The organism is Paractinoplanes polyasparticus, from assembly GCF_019710575.1.
GTDB lineage: Bacteria > Actinomycetota > Actinomycetes > Mycobacteriales > Micromonosporaceae > Actinoplanes > Actinoplanes polyasparticus.
On sequence record NZ_JAHWFK010000044.1, the window covers coordinates 86,609 to 107,643 of the forward strand.

Sequence of the window (21,035 nt, forward strand, 5' to 3'; positions counted from 1 at the left end):
ATCCTGCTGTGGATAACGTTGTGGAAAGCCCGGAGACGCTGTGGATACAGCTCCCCCGGGCGGCCATCTAGATGTCGAGGAACCGCACGTCCTTGGCGTTGCGCTGGATGAACGAGCGCCGCGCCTCGACGTCCTCACCCATCAGCACGCTGAAGAGCTCGTCGGCCACGGCAGCGTCGTCGAGCGTCACCTGGCGTAGCGTCCGGGTGGCCGGGTCCATCGTCGTGTCCCACAGTTCCTGGAAGTTCATCTCGCCGAGACCCTTGAACCGCTGGATGTCGTCCGGCTTGGCGTTCGCCTTCTTCTGCTGGCGCAGCGCGATCAGGCCGTCCCGCTCCCGGTCGGAGTAGGCGTACTGCGCGTCGTCGCCCCGCTTGTTCCACTTGATCTTGTAGAGCGGCGGTGCGGCCAGGTAGACGTGACCCATCTCGACCAGCGGCCGCATGAAGCGGAACAGCAGGGTGAGCAGCAGCGTCTGGATGTGCTGGCCGTCGACGTCGGCGTCGGCCATCAGCACGATCTTGTGATAGCGCAGCTTGGCCACGTCGAAGTCCTCGTGGATGCCGGTGCCGAGCGCGGTGATCAGCGCCTGGACCTCGTTGTTCTTCAGCACCCGGTCGATCCGGGCCTTCTCGACGTTCAAGATCTTGCCGCGGATCGGCAGGATGGCCTGGATGCGGCTGTTGCGACCCTGCTTGGCCGAGCCGCCGGCGGAGTCACCCTCGACGATGAACAGCTCGGACTCGCGCGGGTCGGTCGACTGGCAGTCGGCCAGCTTGCCCGGCATCGAGCCCGACTCGAGCAGCGACTTGCGCCGGGCCAGCTTGCGCGCCTGCTGCGCGGCGATGCGGGCCCGGGCGGCCTGGTCGGCCTTGGTGATGATCTGCTTGGCCTCGGCCGGGTTGCGGTCGAACCAGTCGGCCAACTGCTCGTTGGCGACCCGCTGCACGAAGCTCTTCATGTCGGTGTTGCCGAGCTTCGTCTTGGTCTGGCCCTCGAACTGCGGGTTGGCCAGGGTCACCGAGATGATCGCGGCCAGACCCTCGCGGATGTCCTCACCGGAGAGGTTCTGATCGCCCTTGAGCAGCTTCTTGTCTTTGCCGTAGCGGTTGACGACACCGGTCAGCGCAGCCCGGAAGCCCTCTTCGTGGGTGCCACCCTCGTGGGTGTTGATGCGGTTGGCGAAGGTGTAGACCGACTCGCCGTACGACTCGTTCCACTGCATGGCGATCTCGACCGCCATGCGGGCCTCGTTGTCCTCGGCCTGGAACTCGACCACCGTCTTGTGGATCGGATTCTTGGTGGCGTTGAGGTGGCGCACGAAGTCGGCGATGCCGTTCTCGTACATGAAGGTGACCGTGCGCGGCTCGCCGTTCTCGTCGGCGTGCTCGACCCGCAGATCGGTGAGCTTGATGGTGAGACCCCGGTTGAGGAAGGCCATTTCCTGCAGGCGGCGGTAGATCGTCTGCCAGTCGAACTCGACCGTCTCGAAGACCGTCGGGTCGGGCCAGAACTGCACCATGGAGCCGGTCTTGTCGGTGGTCTCGCCCTTCTCGAGCGGACCCGGCTTGGAGGCGGTGTAGTGCTGCCGCCACACGTTGCCGGACTTGTTGATCTCCACGAACATCTTGCTGGAGAGCGCGTTCACGACCGACACGCCGACGCCGTGCAGACCACCGGAGACCGCGTACGCCTTGTTGTCGAACTTGCCGCCCGCGTGCAGCACGGTCAGCGCGACCTCGACGCCCGGCTTCTTGAGCTTGGGGTGCAGGTCGACCGGGAAACCACGGCCGTTGTCGGTGACCGACACGCCGCCGTCGGCCAGCAGCACCACGTCGATCGTGTCGCAGTAGCCGGCGAGGGCCTCGTCGACTGCGTTGTCGACGACCTCCCAGACCAGGTGGTGCAGACCCCGCTCGCCGGTGGAGCCGATGTACATGCCCGGGCGCTTACGGACAGCCTCGAGCCCCTCCAGGACGGTAATCGACTCGGCGCCGTACTCCTGCTTGTTCTCTGCCACCCTCGGCCACTTTCTCGCGCCAGGCCCCGGAGGGCCCTGCACGGGGACGGCGGGCATGCCGGCGGTCGGAAGGCAGGGTGAGCCACAGATGACAACCCGCGAGGAAGGAGCGGACCACCGGTGGAACCGTGCTCGCCGGTCGCCGCGGCAGGCCCGCGGATCGTGATCGGCTGGAAAAACCGCGTAGCGTGACGACAGCAGTCCGTTTCGTCCACGAGGACGCCAAACCGCAACCGTTGCGCAGAGGTTTTCCCGGTCTTCATCGATTCTACTCCGCTGAAGCGAGTTGGCGAGGGTCCGGCACCCCTTCCGGGTACCTCAGATTGCCGTAGCCGGATCGGAGGCCGCTCCCAAGTCTCCCCCTACACGGAGCGGGGGCCCCGCGCAACGGCAAGTGATTCGGCGGCCGCCTGCCGCCGCGCGCCTGCCGGCGGTCATCGCCACGCACTGCGACACTGCCTCCCGTCGACAGAGGTTCGTGTCGTAACCTCTGCCCGCGCGGGCCGGTGAGGGCCGGACGGCCGCGACGCAGGTCGAGGAGGGGTGGCCCCCACATGGCGCATGACAAGGGGCTGGACAACGTCGCGGTGCACTGGCCGCGGACGAATCAGTACTACGACCCGGTGGCTCCCGCCGAGTTCGTCGACTTCGGGGCGATCGCCGACGCGCCCGAGATCGCCGCGCCCACCGGGGCCTTGGCGCTGCACATCGCCAAGACAGGCACGGTGCGGGCGACGGCGTACACGGAACTCGTCGATCTGCTGCTGGGTCTGGAAGGCGTGCTCTACGCCACCGACGCGGCGGCCGAGGACGAGGACCCGGTGATCGACCCCGACGGCTGCGCGTGGATCGCCGGCGGCCTCGAGCGCTTCGTCGAGGGGCACGAGGGTGGCGATCTGGTCACTTTCGATTCGGTGGCGCAGGTGATGCGGAATGCCATCGCCGCCGGGAGGCTCGCTGAGCAGCAACTCCGCTGGCTCGATCAGCGGTTGGCCGCTCTTCGGGACGAAGCCGGAAACCCGCCGCACTGGAGCTTCGCGCGGTCTGAACTGGCGGTGCTGGCGGGCTTCTACCGCCGCTGCGCGGAACGAGGGTTTGCGGTTTTTGCGGATTACTGACGTTGTCGAGACGCGGAACGTCAAGATCTGGATGTCGTGGCGGGGCGGTGGTGCAGACCGCTGCTCACGCCGAGGGCCTGGCCGGTGCGAGCTGGCCGCTGGCGCGTCCAGGGCGCTCGCCCCACCCAGGCGACGTGCGTGAGTGCTTGCGCTCCACAGACCCTCAGCCGTAGGTGTCGCGCGGTCCTCGGCCCTGCACCCGGCGCGGGCCCTTGTTCCAGGACGGGGCGGCCGGGCCGTGGATGTTCATCTTCGTGACGACGTTGTGGCCGACCTCGCCGGCGATGTTGCGGAGCAGCTTGGCGTTGAGCATGCGCAGCTGGGTCGCCCACGCGGTGGATTCCGCCTCGACCGTCAGGACGCCGGCGTCCAGCTTGACCGGGCGACAGTGCTGGGCGATCTCCGGGCCGACGACCTTCTCCCAGGCCCCGAACACGGTGGCCTCGGCCTTAGGGCGTTCCCAGCCACGGGCCTTCATCAAGCGTTGCAGCATGTCGCCGAAGAGCTGCGGGTCGCGCGGGTCGGGGCCGGGCCCCGAATAGCCCCGCGGGCGGCGGCCACTGCCCTCGCCCGAACCGCCGGGGCGCCGCCGTGGAGATCTCGCCGCGGCGTCACGGCGCTTGGCCAGCGCCGCGTCGAGAACCGCGCGGGCGAGTTCCGGCCCGGACGCTTCGTCGGCCGGCCCGGCCTCGGCGCCACTCCCGGCGCTGCCCTGAGTGCCGGCTGCCTCCTCGGCGTCGCCTTGAACGCCCCGTCGCGAATCGGAGGCGGCCACGGAACTTTCCCGCGGGCCGGAATCGCCCTCAGCGCGTCTCTGCGGCCCTGAATCGCCGCTTCCGGGGGTAGGACCACGATCGACAGTCGACGCGTCCGCAGAGCGGCTCTCACCGCGATCTCGTGCACCCGCTGGGCGGCCGTCGCGGGACTGGGAGCGCGGCCGGGCGGGTGCTTGATCTTCGAAGAGCGGCGGCTCGGCGGAGTACCAGCCGTCGTCGACGTCGCCCAGTTCCTGGCGGGCCAGTCCCTGTGGATCGGCCTGTGGATAGAAGCGCTCGGCGGTGGACGGCGGGCGGTGTTCCCGGACCAGGTCGTCGCGTTCGCCGCGGAACAGGTCGGCGCGGCGCTCCCGGGCCAGGCCCTCGTGGCGTTCCCGGACGAGCTCGTCGTGCAGCTCGCGGCGGTCGCGGCCGGGGGCGGGGCGGGGCTGCTGCTCGTCAGACGGCACGGGTCACCGTACCTGTGGAAACGTCGAACCGGACCCCGCGCAGGGCAGCCGGCACGTCCTCGGGGACGGCGCACGTCACCAGCAGCTGCGCCGCGTCGGAGACCAGGGCCGCGAGCCTTTCGCGGCGACCGCCGTCCAGTTCGGCGAAGACGTCGTCGAGCACGAGCACCGGCTCGATCCCGTCCGAGCGCAGCAGGTCGTAGGCGGCCAGGCGCAGGGCCAGCGCGAACGACCACGACTCGCCGTGACTCGCGTAGCCCTTCGCCGGCAGGTCGCCCAGCGCCAGCGTCAGGTCGTCGCGGTGCGGACCGACCAGGGTGGTGCCCCGCTCGATCTCGGCCGGCCGGCGCTCCTGCAGCGAAGCGAGCAGGGCCTGCTCGAGCGCCGGGCGGTCCGGCACGAGGCCGTCGCCGAGCTTGGCCGCGTACGCGATCGAAGCCGACGTCCTACCGGCCGCCACCGCGTCGTAGGCCTTGGTCAGATGCGGCCCGAGAGCAGCGGTGAGTTCCAGCCGGCCGGCGAGCAGCTCGGCGCCGTGATGCGCGAGGTGCTGATCCCAGACGGCGAGAGTGGACAGATCCTGGCCGCGGGTGCCGCCGACCTTGCGGGTCAGGTACGCCGTCCGCAGCAGAGCGTTGCGCTGCTTGACGACCCGGTCGTAGTCGGAGCGCACCCCGGCGAAACGAGGCTGGCGGGCGACGAGCAGATCGTCGAGGTAGCGACGGCGTTCCGACGGGTCACCGCGGACCAGTTCGAGATCCTCGGGGGCGAACAACACCATGCGCAGCGCGCCCAGCACCTCACGGGGCCGGCGCACCGGCGACCGGTTGAGCCGCGCCCGGTTGGCCTTGCCGGGCACGATCTCGAGTTCGACCAGCAGCTCCCGTCCCTCGTGGACGATCGCGCAGCGGATCACCGCCGAGGCGGCGCCGGCCCGGACCAGTGGGGCGTCGGTGGCCACCCGGTGACTGTCCAGAGTGGCCACGTAACCCAGCGCCTCGATCAGGTTGGTCTTGCCCATGCCGTTCTGGCCGACCAGCACGGACACGCCGGGATCGAGATCAACCGCCACTCGCTCGTAGGAACGGAAGTCGGTCAGCTCGACCCGGCGTACGTACACGTGTGCCTCAGCGCTTGACGGCGTGGCCGCCGAATTGCTGACGGAGCGCCGCCACCGCCTTCATCGCCGGCGAGTCGTCCTGGCGTGACTCGAAGCGGTTGAAGATCGAGGCGGCCAGCACGTGGGCGGGCACGGCGAGCCGGATGGCCTCGTCGACCGTCCAGCGGCCCTCACCGGTGTCGTCGACGTAACCCTTGAGGCCGGAGAGCGTCGGGTCCTCGTCGAGCGCCCGGTCGAGCAGGTCGAGCAGCCACGACTTGACGACGCTGCCCTCGCGCCAGCTCTTGATGACGGCCGGCACGTTGTGGACGAGCTCGGAGGCGATGAGGATCTCGTAGCCCTCGCCGTACGCCTGCATCATGCCGTACTCGATGCCGTTGTGGATCATCTTGGCGTAGTGCCCGGCGCCGTGCGTGCCGGCGTGTGCGAAGCCGAACTCGCCGGCCGGCTTGAGGGCGTCGAAAATCGGCTGGGCCTTGGCCACGTCCTCCGCGTCGCCGCCGACCATCAGGGCGTACCCGTTCTCCTTGCCCCAGATGCCACCCGACACGCCGACGTCGAGGTACTTGATGCCCTTGGGCTTGAGACGCTCGGCCCGCGGGCCGTCGTCGGTGAACTTCGAGTTGCCGCCGTCGATGATGACGTCGCCCGGCTCGAGCAGCCCGGCGAGCTCGTTGATGGCGTCCTCGGTGATCTTGCCGGCCGGGACCATGGTCCAGACGACCCGTGGAGCGGCGAGCTTCGAGACCATTTCGGCCAGGTTGGCGACGTCGCTGTTCTCCGGGTGGTGGTCGTAGCCGACCACCTCGTGTCCGGCTGCGCGGATCCGGTCGCGCATGTTCCCACCCATTCGGCCGAGACCGATGAGGCCGAGCTGCATGGTGTTCCCCCTAGATGAGCGTTGCTTTCCTGCCCGGTGAAGATTATTCAGGGCGCTGGAGGCCTATGCGGCGACCTGCGGCAGATCCGCCGGTCAAGACAGGCCCTGAATAACCTTCAGTATCAGCGGGTTACCCGGATCGGCATGATCAGATAGCGGTAACCGGGCACGATTTCGCCGGTTTCGGATGCGGGGGAGATCACAGCGGGCTTGAATGCGTCCACGAACGAGAAGATCGCGTTCGGAGCGCCCAGGTTCTGCAGACCGTCGATGAGGTACTGCGGGTTGAAGCCGATCGTCAGCGGTTCCCCGGTGAACGACGCCTCCATCGCCTCGCTGGCGCGCGCCTCCTCGGTCCCACCGGCCTCGACCACCAGACCGTCCTCACTGAAGCTCAGCAGCACCGGGGTGGTGCGCTCGGCGACCAGGGCGACGCGGCGGACGACCTCGACGAGGGCGGACACGACGATCTGGGCCTGCGCGTTGCTGCTGGCCGGGAAGAGCGACCGGACCGGCGGGTAGTTGGCCCCATCGAGCAGGCGGCTGGTCGTGCGGCGGGTGCCGCCGGCAAAACCGATCATGCCCTCGCCCGCGTTGCCCTGGGCCAGGGCGAGCACCACCGAGCCGCCGAGCGGGCCCAGGGTCTTGGCGGTGTCGTTCAGCGTCTTGGCCGGCACCAGCGCGTTGAGGCTGATCTCGGGGTCGTCCGGGTTCCACTCCATCTCGCGCATGGCCAGGCGGTAGCGGTCGGTGGCCAGCATGGCCATGCTCGTGCCGTTGAGCTCGATACGCACGCCGGTCATCATCGGCAGGGTCTCGTCGCGACCGGCGGCGATGGCCACCTGGGCCACGGCGGCGGCGAAGGCGGCCGCGTCGACCGTGCCGGCGCTCGACGGCATCTCGGGCAGGCTCGGGTAGTCCTCGACCGGCATGGTCGGCAGGGTGAACCGCGCGCTGCCGCAGACCAGTTCGAGGTGGGCGCCGACGGCGGCGATGTCGACCGGCTTGGCCGGCAGCGCCTTGGTGATCTCGGCGAGCAGGCGGCCGGAGACGAGGGCGGCGCCGTCGGCGTCGGCCTGCACCTCGACGGTGACCTGGCTCGAGACCTCGTAGTCGAAGCCGGAGACCTGCAGCCGGCTGTCGGTGACGCGCAGCATGACGCCGGCGAGAACCGGAACCGACGGCCGGCTGGGCAGGCTCTTCGCCGTCCAGGCCACGGCGTCGGCGAGTGCGTCTCGCTCCACCCGGAACTTCATGCTGTCCTCCGCGTCGCTTTCTCGTGTCGGGGCGTCGTCGACCCCCACGAACCTTATTCGTCGGGCCGAGAGTGGCCTAATCAGTGTGGTCCACCATCGTGACGGCTGACGAGCCGCCCTCGCTGCCCCTCGGTGTGCCGACTCCGGTGATCCAGTTTTCGTACGTCGGTGCGGCCGACACCTCACCGGGGTTCCGACCGTCCGAGTTCCTGCCGTCGGGTCCGGGCTCCGCTTCTGATCTCGGTGCGGTCTTGCTCTTGCTCTCGTGGAGCGGGACTGCCGGCGAGCCGTCAGCGACCGATCCACACCATCCACAACGCCGTTGATTGCTTTTTGTTCTCTATAGAAGAGATAACTAGTCGTCTTCATCGGTCCTGTGCACACTGTGGAGAACTCACGTTTGCGCAGGCCAGCGGGTTATCCACCGGTGATTCACATGTGGGAAACCAGGGTACAAACCCTGGTCTGCGTCCACAGCCGCCGGGCCGGGCGAGGGTTGTCCACCGTTGTCCACCGGCTATCCACCGGATATCCACGGGTTTTATCCCCCGACCTGTGGACGACGTCGGGACGCTTCCGGCCCGTCGTCCCCAGTTTCTTCAACAGGAAATCCACACGCTTCCACAGGCGGTGGAAAGCCGGGTGACTCTCCGTGTCTGTCCACATCGATTTCCCCAGGGCTCGTCCACATCTGTGGAGCGGGCCGGCGGAAGTTATCCACCGCTGGGGACAGGGCCTGTGAATTGCTGTGGATTAGTGTGGACAACGTTGGCACGAAACGGTTTCGTCCCGGCGTTGACAACCTCGTGTGGGGATGGGCGGCGTCCGCGATCGTCGGTGGGGTCCTTCATGCCGTGTCATGGGTCATGCGAGTCGCGGTCCTGTGGATAACTCGAGGGCCGGAGCGCTCCGTGCTGTGCACAACCTGTGGACAAATACGGAGGAATGCCGAGAATTCGCCCATCGGAGGGACGCCGGTCCGTGTGGATTGGGATCGAGAGCCGGGGACTTCGGCGGTGTGGATGCGCGACGCGTCTTTCTCGCCCCGGTCTGAGCGTCGTCGCGGGACGGGCTTGTGGAGGAACCCGGTTACCGCTGCCGTCGAGTACTGGGCAGCCTGTGGACAACAGGCTGGCGACCCTCAGCTACCTGCGGAAATGACTGTGAGAGGCCGGGGTGGCAGCGAATGGCCGACGGTTGTCCACAGGGTGGGTCAGGCTGCTCGCCCGCACTCCGCGGCTTGGAGGGGCGGGTGGCCCGGGGTGTGGGAACCCGGCACGACCGAAGACCTCACAGCCGCGTACTGGAAATGGCCTTCGGTCTTCGGTTTGATGCGGTGGTCAGTTCGCCGGCCCGCTGCTGGGCAGGTCCAGCTGCTACCGACGGCCGTCTCGTGCTTGGGCCGGCAGCAGCAACGAGAAACGTCCCGGTCAGGTGTTCTGTTTGATGCGGTTGGTCAGCTCGGCGATCTGGTTGTAGAGCGACCGGCGCTCGGCCATGTGCTGACGGATCTTGCGGTCGGCGTGCATGACCGTGGTGTGGTCGCGTCCGCCGAAGGCCTGGCCGATGCGAGGGAGGGAGAGCTCGGTCAGCTCGCGGCACAGATACATGGCGACCTGACGGGCGTTGACCAGAACACGGGAGCGGGAGTGGCCACGCAGGTCCTCGAGCGACACACCGAAGTAGTCGGCCGTCGACACCATGATCTGGTCGGCGGTGATCTCGGGGCCGGCGCCGTCGGGCATGAAGTCGCGCAGCACCTCTTCGGCCAGCGAGAGCTGCACCGGGGAACGGGTCAGGCTGGCGAACGCCGTCACCCGGATGAGAGCGCCCTCGAGCTCGCGGATCGAGTTGGAGACGCGCGACGCGATGAACTCGAGCACGTCGGCGGGCGCGTACATCCTTTCCTGCGCGGCCTTCTTCTGGAGGATCGCGATGCGCGTCTCGAGGTCGGGCGGCTGGATGTCGGCGAGCAGGCCCCACTCGAAACGCGTGCGCATGCGGTCTTCCAGCGTGGCCAGCTGGCGCGGCGAACGGTCGGAGCTGATGACGATCTGCTTGTTGGCGTTGTGCAGGGTATTGAAGGTGTGGAAGAACTCCTCCTGCGTACGCTCGCGGTTCTCCAGGAACTGGATGTCGTCGATCAGCAGGATGTCGACGTCGCGGTAGCGCCGCTGGAAAGCCTGCGTCTTGTCGTCGCGCAGGCTGTTGATGAAGTCGTTGGTGAATTCCTCGGTGGAGACGTAGCGGACACTTCGCGCATGGCCGAGAGTGGTCGCGTAGTGACCGATCGCGTGTAGCAGATGGGTCTTGCCCAGACCGGAACTGCCGTAGATGAACAGCGGGTTGTACGCCTTGGCGGGTGACTCGGCGACGGCGACGGCGGCCGCGTGCGCGAAGCGGTTGGACGAACCGATGACGAAGGTCTCGAACATGTACTTCGGGTTGAGCCGATTGCCGTCGTTGGTGCCCCGCGGGTTGCTGCTCGGCCGGATGTCGAGCGGCGAGCGGCCGGGACCGTTGTCGCCGCGCATCTGCACAGTGTCGTCGCGAGGGTCGTTGCCGCCCATCATCGGCGAGCGGTCGTCCGGCCGGCGCTGGTTGTCCCGCAGCTGGGGAGAATCAGTCATCGAATTTTCGGTGACGTGCGTCACCGGATTGCCCATCCGCGCCACCGGAGCCGGCTGCGCGGGCATCGGGTCACCGAAAAGCGCCTCTTGACCGCCGCGAGCTGTCGGGACCCCACGGGGATAGGACGGCTGCTGGGCCGACCCTGTCGGATAGCCGTCGTAGGCCGGCGCCTCGGCTTGACGCGGCGGATCGGCATAGTGCCGCGGCTGCGGCTCGCCAGGCTGATCGGCGCCCGGCTCGACCGGGGTGCCATAGACCGTGCCGGGCAGGCCCGAACCGTCCTCGGACGGCTTGACCGTGACCGCGACCTGGATCGGGCGGTTCAACCGGCGGCTCAGGGCCTCGGTGATCGCGGGGCGCAGGCGGGACTCGATGACGTCGCGGGTGAAGGCGTCGGGGACAGCGAGCAGCGCAGTGTCCTCGACTATGGCGCGTAGCTGAGTCAGCTGCAGATAGGCACGCTGCTGACGCGACGAGATCTCGTCGGCCAGTTCATCCAGCGTTGCCTTCCACACACCGCTCAGGTCGACCTGATCGGCCACCGCCGCGCCACCCCCATCGCCACCGACCCCCGGTGGACATCAATCCGGCTACCGCCTTGCCCGCCGGCGCCCTTCGGGGCGCTCGACGGTTCCCCCTGACCCAGCACCACATTTAACGTGCTGAAGACGTTCGGCGCCACCGGCTATCCACAGGTTATCCACAACCTGTGCACGCCCGGCGGACGCTCCCCGGCCGGATGGTCGGCAGACTTCCGGAGCCTGGTACGGCGCGGTGCGGCAGGCTCATCGTGGCGAACGATTCACCTGCTTGTCTGGTTCTGGCCGACTCGTCGTGGTACGCGGACAGCGTCGCCGCTGACCAGCAAACGGGCACGCTAACAGCGATCTCGACGAACCATCAACTCTGCCCGCGGGCGGCAAGGGCCCGGCCGCGGGAAAAGATTCACTACCTGTGTACAAAGACCAAGCCGGTCACCATACGGGTGAAAGGGCGACGGCGTGCCGGAGCAGGCTATGGTTGACCGGCGTGGTCGCCCTGCGTAGGGTCGAGCGGTTGCTCCGCCGCGCTCTGCTAAAGTGGCGTCTTGCAGCTTTGATGCCCCCTGGATGTTGTATGAAGACGGAGTTCTGACGTGAGCAAGCGCACCTACCAGCCGAACAACCGCCGGCGTGCCAAGACCCACGGCTTCCGGCTGCGCATGCGCACCCGGGCCGGGCGTGCCATCCTCGCTTCGCGCCGCACCAAGGGCCGCGACAAGCTGTCGGCCTGAGCCGACGGCTGTCGGGCCGGAATGCCCAGGTAGTCGTGCTGGCCGCGACGCAGCGACTGCGGCGTAGCGCCGACTTCGCCGCAGCGATCCGCGGTGGTCGCCGCGTCGGCCGGGGCACGGTTGTCGTACATCTGCTTATCGAGGAGCCGGCGCAAGCCCACGCGGCGCGCGCCGGCTTCGTCGTATCCAAAGCCGTCGGCAACGCGGTGATCCGTAACAAGGTCCGCCGCCGTCTGCGGCACCTGGTGCGTCCGCTGCTCGACGACCTTCCAGCCGGATCCACGCTGGTCGTGCGCGCGTTGCCGGCTGCCGCCGCGGCGTCGTACGCGACTCTCGGCACCGATCTCAGCGCCGCACTCGCGGCGGCGCGCAAACCGAGGCGGCCGCGATGAGCCTGCTTGCCCGCGTGCTGACGGCGATGGTGGTCGCGTACCGTCGTTATGTGAGTCCGGTGCTACCGGCCCGCTGTCGGTTCTATCCCTCGTGCAGCGCGTACGCCCAGGAAGCGCTGGCGCGTCACGGTGCTGTGAAAGGGACGGGTCTGGCGGTCTGGCGGCTCCTGCGCTGCCACCCCTTCCACCCCGGCGGGTACGACCCGGTACCTGACCCGATCCGTCACCGTCCTGCCGATGTGACTGGAGCCTGAATGAGTCTCGACTGGATCTACTACGCCATTTCGTGGATCCTTCTGCGCTGGCACTCCCTGTGGGACTTCATCGGGGTCCCCGAAGGCCGGTTCCTCGGTTCGAACTGGTCGTGGGTGCTGGCGATCGTGTTCCTGGTGGTGACCGTCCGGGTCATCCTCTTCCCCGTCTTCGTCAAGCAGATCAAGAGCCAGCGGGCCATGCAGGCGCTGCAGCCCAAGGTCAAGGAGCTGCAGGAGAAGCACAAGGGTGACCGGGAGACGCTCCAGAAGGAAATGATGGAGCTCTACAAGACCGAGAAGGCGAACCCGCTCATGGGCTGCCTTCCGATGTTCTTGCAGATCCCCGTCTTCCTCGGCCTGTTCCACGTTCTTCGCCGGCTCAACCCCGACAACCAGGGCAAGACCCTGTACGGCTGGACGGTCGAGCAGTTCGAGAGCGCGACCCACGCCTCACTCTTCACGGCGCCGCTGGCCGGCAAGTTCGGCTCCACGGCCGAGGAGCTCACCGCCCTCCAGGCCAACGGCACCACGGTCAAGATCATCGCCGGCATCCTGGTTCTGATCATGATGTCGACGACGTACCTGACCAGCCGTCAGATGATCCTCAAGACCGGTTGGGCCGAGGACCCGCAGCAGAAGATGATCCAGCGCCTGATGCTCTACGGCATCCCGCTGTCGCTGCTCGTCTCCGGCGCGCTGTTCCCGATCGGCGTCATCATCTACTGGGTCACGAACAACCTCTTCACTCTGGGCCAGCAGCAGTGGGTGCTCCGCAAGTTCCCGCCGCCGCCCATGGCCAAGAAGCCCGGCTCGGCCCCGGCCCGTCCGTCCGGTCCGCCGGTCAAGAAGCCGGCCGGTGGCGCCGCGCCGAAGAGCCCGGTGCAGCCCGGCCGCAGCGGTGGCCTGTTCGGCAAGAAGCCGCAGCCCGAGCCCCAGACGCCCGTTGTGGACACCAAGGCCCTGGCGCCCAAGCCCGGTGCCAAACCGGTGAATCCCAAGAAGGGCGCCCGACCGGCGAGCAAACCCAAGGGATGATCGCGGCCCGGGTGTTCTTCTGAGAACGCCCGGGCGCTCCCCTTGCCGAATACCTCCCCGCGGCCCGGCTCGCCGCCGGCGCTGCCGCGGGAACAGCGGACCGAGCAGGTCCGGCCCGATTGAGTACGGAGATGAGACCGTGACCGACACCAGCACGCCCGAATCGTCGGTCTCCGCGTCGTCCGAGGCTGAAGCCTCGACCGTGACGGCCGAGGAGACCAAGACATCGGAGACCGTCGCTTCCGACGGCGACCTGTTCCGCCAGAGCGAGATCGCCGCCGACTACGTCGAGGGTCTGCTGGACATCCTCGACTACGACGGCGACATCGACGAGCTCGTGTCGGCGGGCCGGCCGATGGTCGAGGTGGTCGGGGGCCGGCTTCAGCCGCTCGTCGGCCAGCGCGGCGCCACGCTGGAGGCCCTGCAGGAGCTCACCCGGCTGGCGATCTTCCGGGCGACCGGATCACCCTCGCGCCTGCTGCTCGACATCGGTGGCTACCGGGCGTCGCGCCGCAAGGAGCTGGCCGCGGTGGCGCGTAACGCGGTCGAGAAGGTCAAGGAGCACGGTGACCCCGTGCGCCTGGAGCCGATGTCGGCGTTCGAGCGCAAGTGCGTGCACGACGTGGTCAACGCGATCTCCGGCGTACAGAGCGAGTCGGAGGGCGTGGAGCCCAGCCGCCGCATCGTGGTGCGTGTGGCCGACTGACATGACTGACCCTCGCTTCGGCGCGGGAGACGCCGGCCCGGGTGAGCATTCGCCCGGGCCGGATTCTTTCCCGGCCAGGATTTCCCCCCGTCGGCCTGCTCGGCGGCCGATTGCTTTCCCGGGCCGATCCGCTTCGTCGGGCCGTTCCGCCTCATCGGCCGATCTTGGTGCGTCGGACTCGGTTGCTGCGGCATCGGGGCCTGATGCGCCGGCGGCTGTCGTTCGCGCTGAGCCGGCGGCTGTCATCCACGCTGAGCCACCCTCGGAGATTGCTGCTGTCGCGGCCGAGGTGTTCGGCGATCGGCTGGGGCTCGCCGTGGAGTACGCCCGGCTGTTAGTGACTGATGGCGTCGTCCGCGGGCTCATCGGTCCGCGGGAGGCTCCCCGCATCTGGGAACGTCACCTGGTGAATTGTGCGGTTTTGTCGGAGATCATCCCTATCGGCGCTTCGGTGGTTGACGTCGGGTCTGGTGCCGGTTTGCCCGGTATCGTGCTGGCAGTGGCTAGGCCGGATCTGCAAATGACCTTGGTCGAGCCACTGGCACGACGCACCGCGTTCTTGTCGGAAGCGGTGACCGCCCTGGGCCTCGATGCGACCGTCACGGTCGTCCGCGGCCGCGCCGAGGACGTTGTCGACGGACCCCCCGCCGGCGCCGACGTCGTCACAGCGCGGGCAGTCGCCCCGCTCGACCGGCTCGCCGGTTGGTGCCTGCCGCTGGCCAAGGTCGGTGGAAGGCTGCTGGCGCTCAAGGGCGCCACGGCTGCCGAGGAGGCTGCGGAGCACCGCGATGCGGTGGCCGCCCTGGGTGGCGGCGAACCGGTCATCCGGCTGTGCGGGGAGGGTCTGATCGACCCGCCGACGACGGTGATCGAGGTTGTCGTGCAGTCAAGGCCGAAGCCGTCCACCCGGGCGGCGGGTCCGGGACGCGACGCGGGTGGGAAATCCGGCGGTCGGTCCTCGGGTCGGAAGAGTTCGCGGAGGGGATAGATGTCCAAGCGGGGCGCGCGCAAACGGAACGCAAAAGCGAGGCGCCCCGATCCGGGCAACTCCCCATCCTCAGTACATGATCTGTCCCGCCCCGCCAGTGGATCGTCAGCGGATGAACTGCGTACGTCTGCGGTGGGCACAACGGTAGGGCCGAACGCTTCGTCAGATTCGGCTTCAGCGTCATGGCCGGCTGCTGCGGGCGGCGTAACGATTACCTTCTCCCCTGGTTCGGGTGTTCCCGCCGTTACGAACGCCGCGTTGGTCGAGCCTCCCGCTGTGTCTCCCGGTACTTCCCCCTTGTCTCCCGGTGCTCCCACCACGTCGGAGTGCGCCGATGCGGACGGCTATTCAGGCTCGACGGCACCCAAGATTGCCGATGAGGCGGAACTGTCTGTGATGCAACCGCCCTATCAGGCGGTCGGCCATGGCGACGCACGCCCGGCCCCCGTAGGCTGGCCGAGCGTCGATAGTCTGGACCGGCCCTCTGTCGCCGGAACGCAGGTGTCGCCGACCGACCCGTTCCTCACTAACAGGGATAAAACGGTGCATGAGTACGGTGTTTCACGTGAAACCGAGTCATCTCTCGACCGCGATCGTGGCCCTGGTGGCGCATTGAACACCGGTGATCAGGGCGTGCCCGCGCCTCGCTACCCCGCGGGAGGCCAGATCTACGGATCGCCATCGCCGCAGCCGGGTGCGGAAGAATCTGTGCGCCCTGCCCCCGCACCTCGGTCGGCGCCGCCACCCGTACCCGTTTCGGCCACCCCGGTCTCCGCGTCGCCCGTTTCGGGTAGTCCGGTGTCCCCCGCTGATGCTCCAGTGGGACCGGACGAGCATGTTTCACGTGAAACGCCGGTACGGGATGAAGACGATCCGCCACTAGCCATGGAAGCGTTGCGAGCTGTGCAGATCCTCAACCCGAGCGGCGAGATCACCATGCCGCGTCCGGACCACCCGAGGGTGCTCTGCGTCGCGAATCAGAAGGGCGGCGTGGGCAAGACCACCACGACCGTGAACCTGGCGGTGGCCTTGGCCTTGCACGGTAACCGCGTCCTCGTGGTCGACCTCGACCCTCAGGGAAACGCGTCAACCGGCCTCAACGTGCCTCACCACGCCGGTGTTCCGGACGTCTACGACTGTTTGATCGACAACGTTCCCCTCTCCGAGGTGGCGCAGCCGGTCGAGGGCATCCCGAATCTCTGGTGCGTGCCGGCGACGATCGACCTCGCGGGGGCCGAGATCGAGCTGGTGTCGGTCGTTGCCCGCGAGTCGCGGTTGGCCCGGGCCATCGCGGCTCACCCCGAGCAGTTCGACTATGTGTTCATCGACTGTCCGCCCTCGCTCGGCCTGCTGACGGTCAATGCCCTCTGCGCGGCGCAGGAAGTGCTGATTCCGATCCAGTGCGAGTACTACGCGCTGGAGGGCCTGAACCAACTGATCAACAACATCAACCTCGTACGCCAGCACCTGAACCCGACGCTGGACGTGTCGACGATCCTGTTGACCATGTACGACCGCCGCACGCGGCTGGCCGACGCGGTGGAACAGGACGTGCGCAACCACTTCGGGACCAAGGTGCTTAACGCCGTCATCCCCCGAAACGTGCGTGTTTCGGAGGCTCCTAGCTATGGGCAGTCCGTGATGACCTACGATCCGGGTTCACGGGGCGCGACCAGCTACTTCGAGGCCGCCCTGGAGATCGCGATGCGTGGGGTCAACACGGGAGGCACCGCATGAAGAACCGTCCCCGGGGCGGACTGGGTCGTGGGCTCGGTGCCTTGATCCCCACGGCGCCGGCCGCCCCCGAGGCGCCGCCGCCGGCTGCCACTGCGCCCGCAGCACCTGTCTCTTCCCCGCCTGCCCCTTCCGCGCCGGCTCCATCGGCACCGTCGCCTGTCGAATCTCTGGAGCCGGCGGCACCGCCCGCTGAAGAGTTGGCGCCCGTCCCGGGAGCCCGGTTCGCCGAGATCGACGTCACCGCGATCGAGCCGAACTCGAAGCAGCCGCGGCACGTGTTCGACGAGGAAGCGCTCGACGAACTCAAGACGTCCATCCAGGAAGTCGGCTTCCTCCAGCCGATCGTCGTCCGTGAACTCGGCGAGGGTCGCTACGAACTGGTCATGGGTGAGCGTCGCTGGCGTGCCGCCCAAGCCGTGGGTCGCGACAAGATTCCCGCGATCGTGCGGGAAACCCGCGACGACGCGATGCTCCGCGACGCGCTGCTCGAGAACATCCACCGTGCGAACCTCAACCCGCTCGAAGAGGCGGCCGCCTATCAGCAGCTGCTTGAGGAGTTCGGGGCAACGCACGAAGAGCTGGCCAAGCGGATCGGCCGCAGCCGCCCGCAGATCTCCAACACCATTCGTCTGCTGAACCTGCCGGCGCCGGTGCAGCGGCGGGTCGCCGCCGGTGTTCTGTCGGCCGGCCACGCCCGGGCACTGCTCGGCCTGGACGACAGCGAGGCCCAAGAGAAGCTCGCCCTGCGAATCGTGGCGGAAGGCCTTTCCGTACGGGCAACCGAGGAACTGGTCTCGCTGGCCATCGCGGACGGCCCAGCCAAGAAGGCGGCGCCTAGCCGGCGGCCGAAGGTGCATGCTCCCGCGCTCAACGATCTGGCGGAGCGCCTGTCCGACCGCTTCGACACCCGAGTGAAGGTCGACATCGGCCGCAACAAGGGCAAGATCACGATCGAGTTCGCAACGGTCGATGACCTCGAGCGCATAGTAGGCATGATCGGCGTAGAAGAAGAAGGCGCCAACAACACCGGCGGCGACGAGTAGTCCTCCGTCCGACCACTCACTCTCGGGGCACGCGATTCGTCGCGTGCCCCGATTGTTTCTGTCGACCTGGCCCATTCGTTGAAGCGTCGGCGAAGCATTGATAGTGGTCGCATTGATGCGGAGGAGCCCCGCCGGTTAGACGCTTTTCCGGTTCTGTCAGAGCCATTCTCCTGGGATTTGCGACCAGTGGCTTACCGGCAGATTGCCCAAACCCAACGCCCCTTTCGCCGGTTTTCAGGCAAGATCCAGATCGCACCGATGATCTGGATGCGAGTCGGGTGAGCTCCGCCCTCTTGACGGCGACATAATGTCCCTAAAGCTCAATGTTCCTACGTCTCATTTTGCCGGGTCCTGTGGGGGTGTTGAGTGATTGATGCGGCAGAGTTTGAGTTGATGGCGGCTTTCGGCAAGTCGACGTCATTGGGGCTCTGCAGACAAGTCCACCGAGTGCTAGACGTGGCCACAGGAGCGCGACCCTGAAGGTGCTGGACGCGAGGCTCGGCAGCGGCTTTCGATGCTGTGCTCGCCCGGCGCTCTCCTGGGGACAAGGATTCAAGCGTGACACTGGTGCTATCGATCTCTCTTTTCGGGCTCGGGTGTACGCAGTCGACCATGCCTAGGCCGACGGTTGTCGCGGACCGCATCTCCGGAGCAAGCCCGCCCTCTTGGCCTAGATGGTCGGCGCGGCCTTGGCGGGTTGAACCGAGCGACTCCGATGCACGTCCCCCGCGTCTGGTAGGTCAACGTGGCGTGAGCCACCCGCGGTGGCCTCGTGTTCTCATGGCCCAACGGTGCCGACACAAGAAGGGACACTTTGAAGCTCTGATTTGGAGCAGTCAGCGGTCGGAGCTGAGATGTGAATTCGTGCTCCACGCTTGTGTCGCGTCTGTCAGATCTCGCCGTTGCCGCCGCACCGTCGCAGTGCCCTTCTTGCCGCGACATCCCGTCCTGATGTCGACCATGGGTCGGGCCCGCATCTCGCCTTTCCGTCGGCCTGCAGACGATGGAGCCTGTACAGGCGCTGCCGAGAGAGACGGGAGTCGAGCGTTCATCGACGAGCTGGAGGCGGATTTTCGAGACAGGAGCTGAGAAGGGAGAGCTCGGGGGCCACCGGAGCCGTCGCATGATCGTGGCGTTGAACTCGTTCGCGCTCAGCCGTCGCCGACGCGGTTTGCGCTTTAACTAGACGGCGCCGGCGAGCCTGGTCTTGATGGCGTCGCTTTCCCAGTATTGATGCCATGGAGATCGCGCTCCTGGTCCTGCCCCTGGTCTATTCCTGCCCGTGCTCCGCACAGCCGAGCTGTTTCACGTGAAACATTGCTGCGAAGCACGGTTAGTCGCCTCCCCTGGTAGCTGGCTCAGAGCGCAGCACGTGAGTTCAGTTGTAGACATGGGCAGAGCCGCCTCTGCTCCTTCGGGTGCGCCGAGAAGCCCCGAGCCGAGCGGCACTAGCGAGTTGACGCCTGGTACACGTCAGCCATGCTGGGGTGCCTCGGGTGTCGATCGAACTGCGTTCGACGTATCAACCCCTACGCCGGCCATCTCCTGGATTGGACTTCGCCGGGCCGATCGGATTGGACTTCGCCGGGCCGATTGCCGGCAACAAGAGGTTGACCGACAGGCGCGTCCGGCACAAATGCGTTGACAGCGATCGCAGCGTAGGTCTGCATCTGTTCGCCTCTTGGTGCCACATGCCGGACTCGGCAATGGCGGCACAGGGCCTTCGACGTTGAACAGGCAGTTCCCGGCTCGCCACGACCGATGGAATACAGCCGTATGAGGCGGCCCCGCTTCCGTCTCGAGTCGACGGGATGCCCCGGCTCGGTCGTGCGGCGTCGTGTAGTGATGGTAGGCAAGCGGTCGAGCGAAAGAGTCTCTTGCCGGACGGAGTTCGGTTAGGGCTGGCACTCGTACCGGCCTAATACTCGCTCCGGGCCGGCAGTCCTAGAGGGCTGGGTGCTCATTCCGGGCCGGTAGTCCTGTGGAGCTGGTGCTCGTTCCGGGCCAGCAATCCTGTGGAGCTGGTGCTCCCCCGGGGCTGGCAATCCTGTAAGGCCGGGTATCCGTTCAGCCTTGGCATTCGTGGAGAGCTGGCTATCCCGCTTCTGGTCGGGAGCCAGCCCAACGCGGCCGCGCTGATGTCGGAGCCCGTTCCCGATTGCATCACGGTGCGACCGAGCCGATCCGAGTGGAGAGCCGCTGAGCTCATACCCGATGCCGACTCGAACGCCTGTGAAACACAGTCACAGGGCGATGGGTTTCACTCTCGCGCTGCTCGCAGCGACGCTACCCGCCACCCGGGGTCGGTCGTAGCTGCAGCGGCTCGCCTCTGTTTCACGTGAAACCACAAGCACTCAAATGTCGGAGGGCTCCCAGCAAGTGTCCGGTTCCCTCCGGAACGGGAATGCGAAATTTGGTCCCTGCCAGTAGGAGCGGGTTAGGACGGTAGCCAGCGCAGGCGAAGTACTACTCGCGCTTCCTCGACTCCAGTGACGCCTTACGGCCACGGCGACCCTCAAGGAGCTCAAGCTGTGTCCCGCAGCGTACTAATAAGCAACAGATCCCTAGATACTCGAGCCGTCGGAACGTGGTCCACCGAAGTGGCGATGTCCTAAAACGATCCAAAGTTGCCATGATCAACTGTTCGTCAGAGACAGGGCTCCACGCCTCCGCGTCCCGCCTCTCCGCGTCCCGCCTCCGCGTCCCGCCTCTCCGCGTCAAGCCGCCAGGTAGTCCGGGCTACCCGCTAGCCGCGACTTCCTAGGCCGGCGCGGCATCGTCAATCAAGCTGAGAGGTGCCGGCTCGAACCCACTACAAGGGTCAGTCGACGCGTTCCACGTGAAACATTGCGGTTAGGGCTGTCTGTGAGTTGTATCCAGCCGCCTCTGCTTGTCCAAGCTCACCTCCAGCCGCCAGGTAGCCAATTTCAAGAGGAGGGGCCAGCCCGTCGTTCGAGCGGGCACTTCAGCGTCGAGAAGTAGGCAGGCTCAGCTCGATGCCGTGCCACGCGTTGGCAGCGACCGGCCAATTCCGTGTGGCTCTGTAGGTTCAGGGCAAGGCAGGCCGTCACTCCGCTGTCCTCGGCACCAACCGGCCGAGCACGATCTTTGGAGTCGCAGGGCGCACGAATACTCAGGCCGATCCGCCCAGAAGTGCGACCGGCCGCCCCTGCTACTTGGGAACTAAAACGCACCTTGGGTCATGCGCCGGTTTCACGTGAAACGGGCATGGTCCAGAATCCTTCGGAGCCGGGAGCCGGGAGCCGGGAGCCGGGAGCCGGGAGCCGGGAGCCGGGAGCCGGGAGCCGGGAGCCGGGAGCCGGGAGCCGGGAGCCGGGAGCCGGGAGCCGGGAGCCG

At 67.3% G+C, this 21,035-nt stretch carries 15 protein-coding genes; 9 read left to right on the forward strand and 6 right to left on the reverse strand.

The genetic code is table 11. The features are described 5' to 3' along the window. Positions 1–67: 67 nt before the first annotated feature. Positions 68–2,020 carry a DNA topoisomerase (ATP-hydrolyzing) subunit B gene (gene gyrB, locus KXC43_RS37295; protein ID WP_308129426.1) on the reverse strand — a complete coding sequence of 651 codons (1,953 nt, stop codon included), beginning with the start codon at positions 2,018–2,020 and terminating at the stop codon, positions 68–70. A 554-nt stretch (positions 2,021–2,574) separates the two neighbouring features. On the opposite strand from gyrB, the gene KXC43_RS37300 reads away from it, so the two are divergent. Next, positions 2,575–3,138: a hypothetical protein gene (locus tag KXC43_RS37300; RefSeq protein ID WP_221380935.1), complete on the forward strand. Its 564-nt coding sequence runs from the start codon at positions 2,575–2,577 to the stop codon at positions 3,136–3,138. A gap of 163 nt (positions 3,139–3,301) precedes the next feature. On the opposite strand, the gene KXC43_RS37305 is transcribed toward KXC43_RS37300, so the two are convergent. The 5 genes from KXC43_RS37305 to dnaA form a co-directional block, all read right to left on the reverse strand. After that, positions 3,302–3,913 (reverse strand): DciA family protein, encoded by a 612-nt coding sequence (locus KXC43_RS37305; RefSeq protein ID WP_221380953.1) that lies wholly within the window; start codon positions 3,911–3,913, stop codon positions 3,302–3,304. Between the two features lie 439 nt (positions 3,914–4,352). Next, on the reverse strand, positions 4,353–5,483 hold the full coding sequence (gene recF / locus KXC43_RS37310; protein WP_221380936.1) for a DNA replication/repair protein RecF: 1,131 nt from the start codon (positions 5,481–5,483) through the stop codon (positions 4,353–4,355). Between the two features lie 7 nt (positions 5,484–5,490). Then, positions 5,491–6,414: a phosphogluconate dehydrogenase (NAD(+)-dependent, decarboxylating) gene (gene gnd / locus KXC43_RS37315; RefSeq protein ID WP_255645508.1), complete on the reverse strand. Its 924-nt coding sequence runs from the start codon at positions 6,412–6,414 to the stop codon at positions 5,491–5,493. A 71-nt stretch (positions 6,415–6,485) separates the two neighbouring features. Continuing rightward, a complete protein-coding gene (gene dnaN, locus KXC43_RS37320; RefSeq protein WP_221380938.1) occupies positions 6,486–7,619 on the reverse strand; it encodes a DNA polymerase III subunit beta in 1,134 nt (377 codons plus the stop codon). Positions 7,620–9,049: 1,430 nt separating this feature from the next. After that, positions 9,050–10,792, reverse strand: a complete 1,743-nt coding sequence (gene dnaA, locus KXC43_RS37325) for a chromosomal replication initiator protein DnaA (RefSeq protein WP_221380939.1) — start codon at positions 10,790–10,792, stop codon at positions 9,050–9,052. A 593-nt stretch (positions 10,793–11,385) separates the two neighbouring features. Between dnaA and rpmH the strand changes: the two genes are divergently transcribed. The 8 genes from rpmH (at position 11,386) to KXC43_RS37365 (ending at position 17,678) form a co-directional block, all read left to right on the forward strand. Continuing rightward, positions 11,386–11,523: a 50S ribosomal protein L34 gene (rpmH, locus tag KXC43_RS37330; protein WP_221380940.1), complete on the forward strand. Its 138-nt coding sequence runs from the start codon at positions 11,386–11,388 to the stop codon at positions 11,521–11,523. Between the two features lie 35 nt (positions 11,524–11,558). Further along, positions 11,559–11,915, forward strand: coding sequence for a ribonuclease P protein component (gene rnpA / locus KXC43_RS37335; protein ID WP_221380941.1), 357 nt, complete (start codon positions 11,559–11,561; stop codon positions 11,913–11,915). Next, entirely contained in the window at positions 11,912–12,169 is a 258-nt protein-coding gene (gene yidD, locus KXC43_RS37340; RefSeq protein ID WP_215795203.1) for a membrane protein insertion efficiency factor YidD, read from the forward strand. Before rnpA ends, yidD begins: the two co-directional genes overlap by 4 nt. Next, positions 12,170–13,204 (forward strand): membrane protein insertase YidC, encoded by a 1,035-nt coding sequence (gene yidC, locus KXC43_RS37345; protein ID WP_221380942.1) that lies wholly within the window; start codon positions 12,170–12,172, stop codon positions 13,202–13,204. It abuts the gene before it with no gap. Between the two features lie 139 nt (positions 13,205–13,343). Continuing rightward, the gene (locus tag KXC43_RS37350) at positions 13,344–13,910 is read left to right on the forward strand and encodes a Jag family protein (protein ID WP_221380943.1); all 567 of its coding nucleotides are present in this window, start codon (positions 13,344–13,346) and stop codon (positions 13,908–13,910) included. Positions 13,911–14,199: 289 nt separating this feature from the next. Then, entirely contained in the window at positions 14,200–14,898 is a 699-nt protein-coding gene (rsmG, locus tag KXC43_RS37355; RefSeq protein WP_308129427.1) for a 16S rRNA (guanine(527)-N(7))-methyltransferase RsmG, read from the forward strand. Positions 14,899–15,606: 708 nt separating this feature from the next. Then, positions 15,607–16,635, forward strand: coding sequence for a ParA family protein (locus KXC43_RS37360; protein WP_438870938.1), 1,029 nt, complete (start codon positions 15,607–15,609; stop codon positions 16,633–16,635). Beyond that, positions 16,632–17,678 carry a ParB/RepB/Spo0J family partition protein gene (locus KXC43_RS37365; protein ID WP_221380945.1) on the forward strand — a complete coding sequence of 349 codons (1,047 nt, stop codon included), beginning with the start codon at positions 16,632–16,634 and terminating at the stop codon, positions 17,676–17,678. The genes KXC43_RS37360 and KXC43_RS37365 overlap by 4 nt, the downstream gene beginning before the upstream one ends. Positions 17,679–21,035: the final 3,357 nt, after the last annotated feature.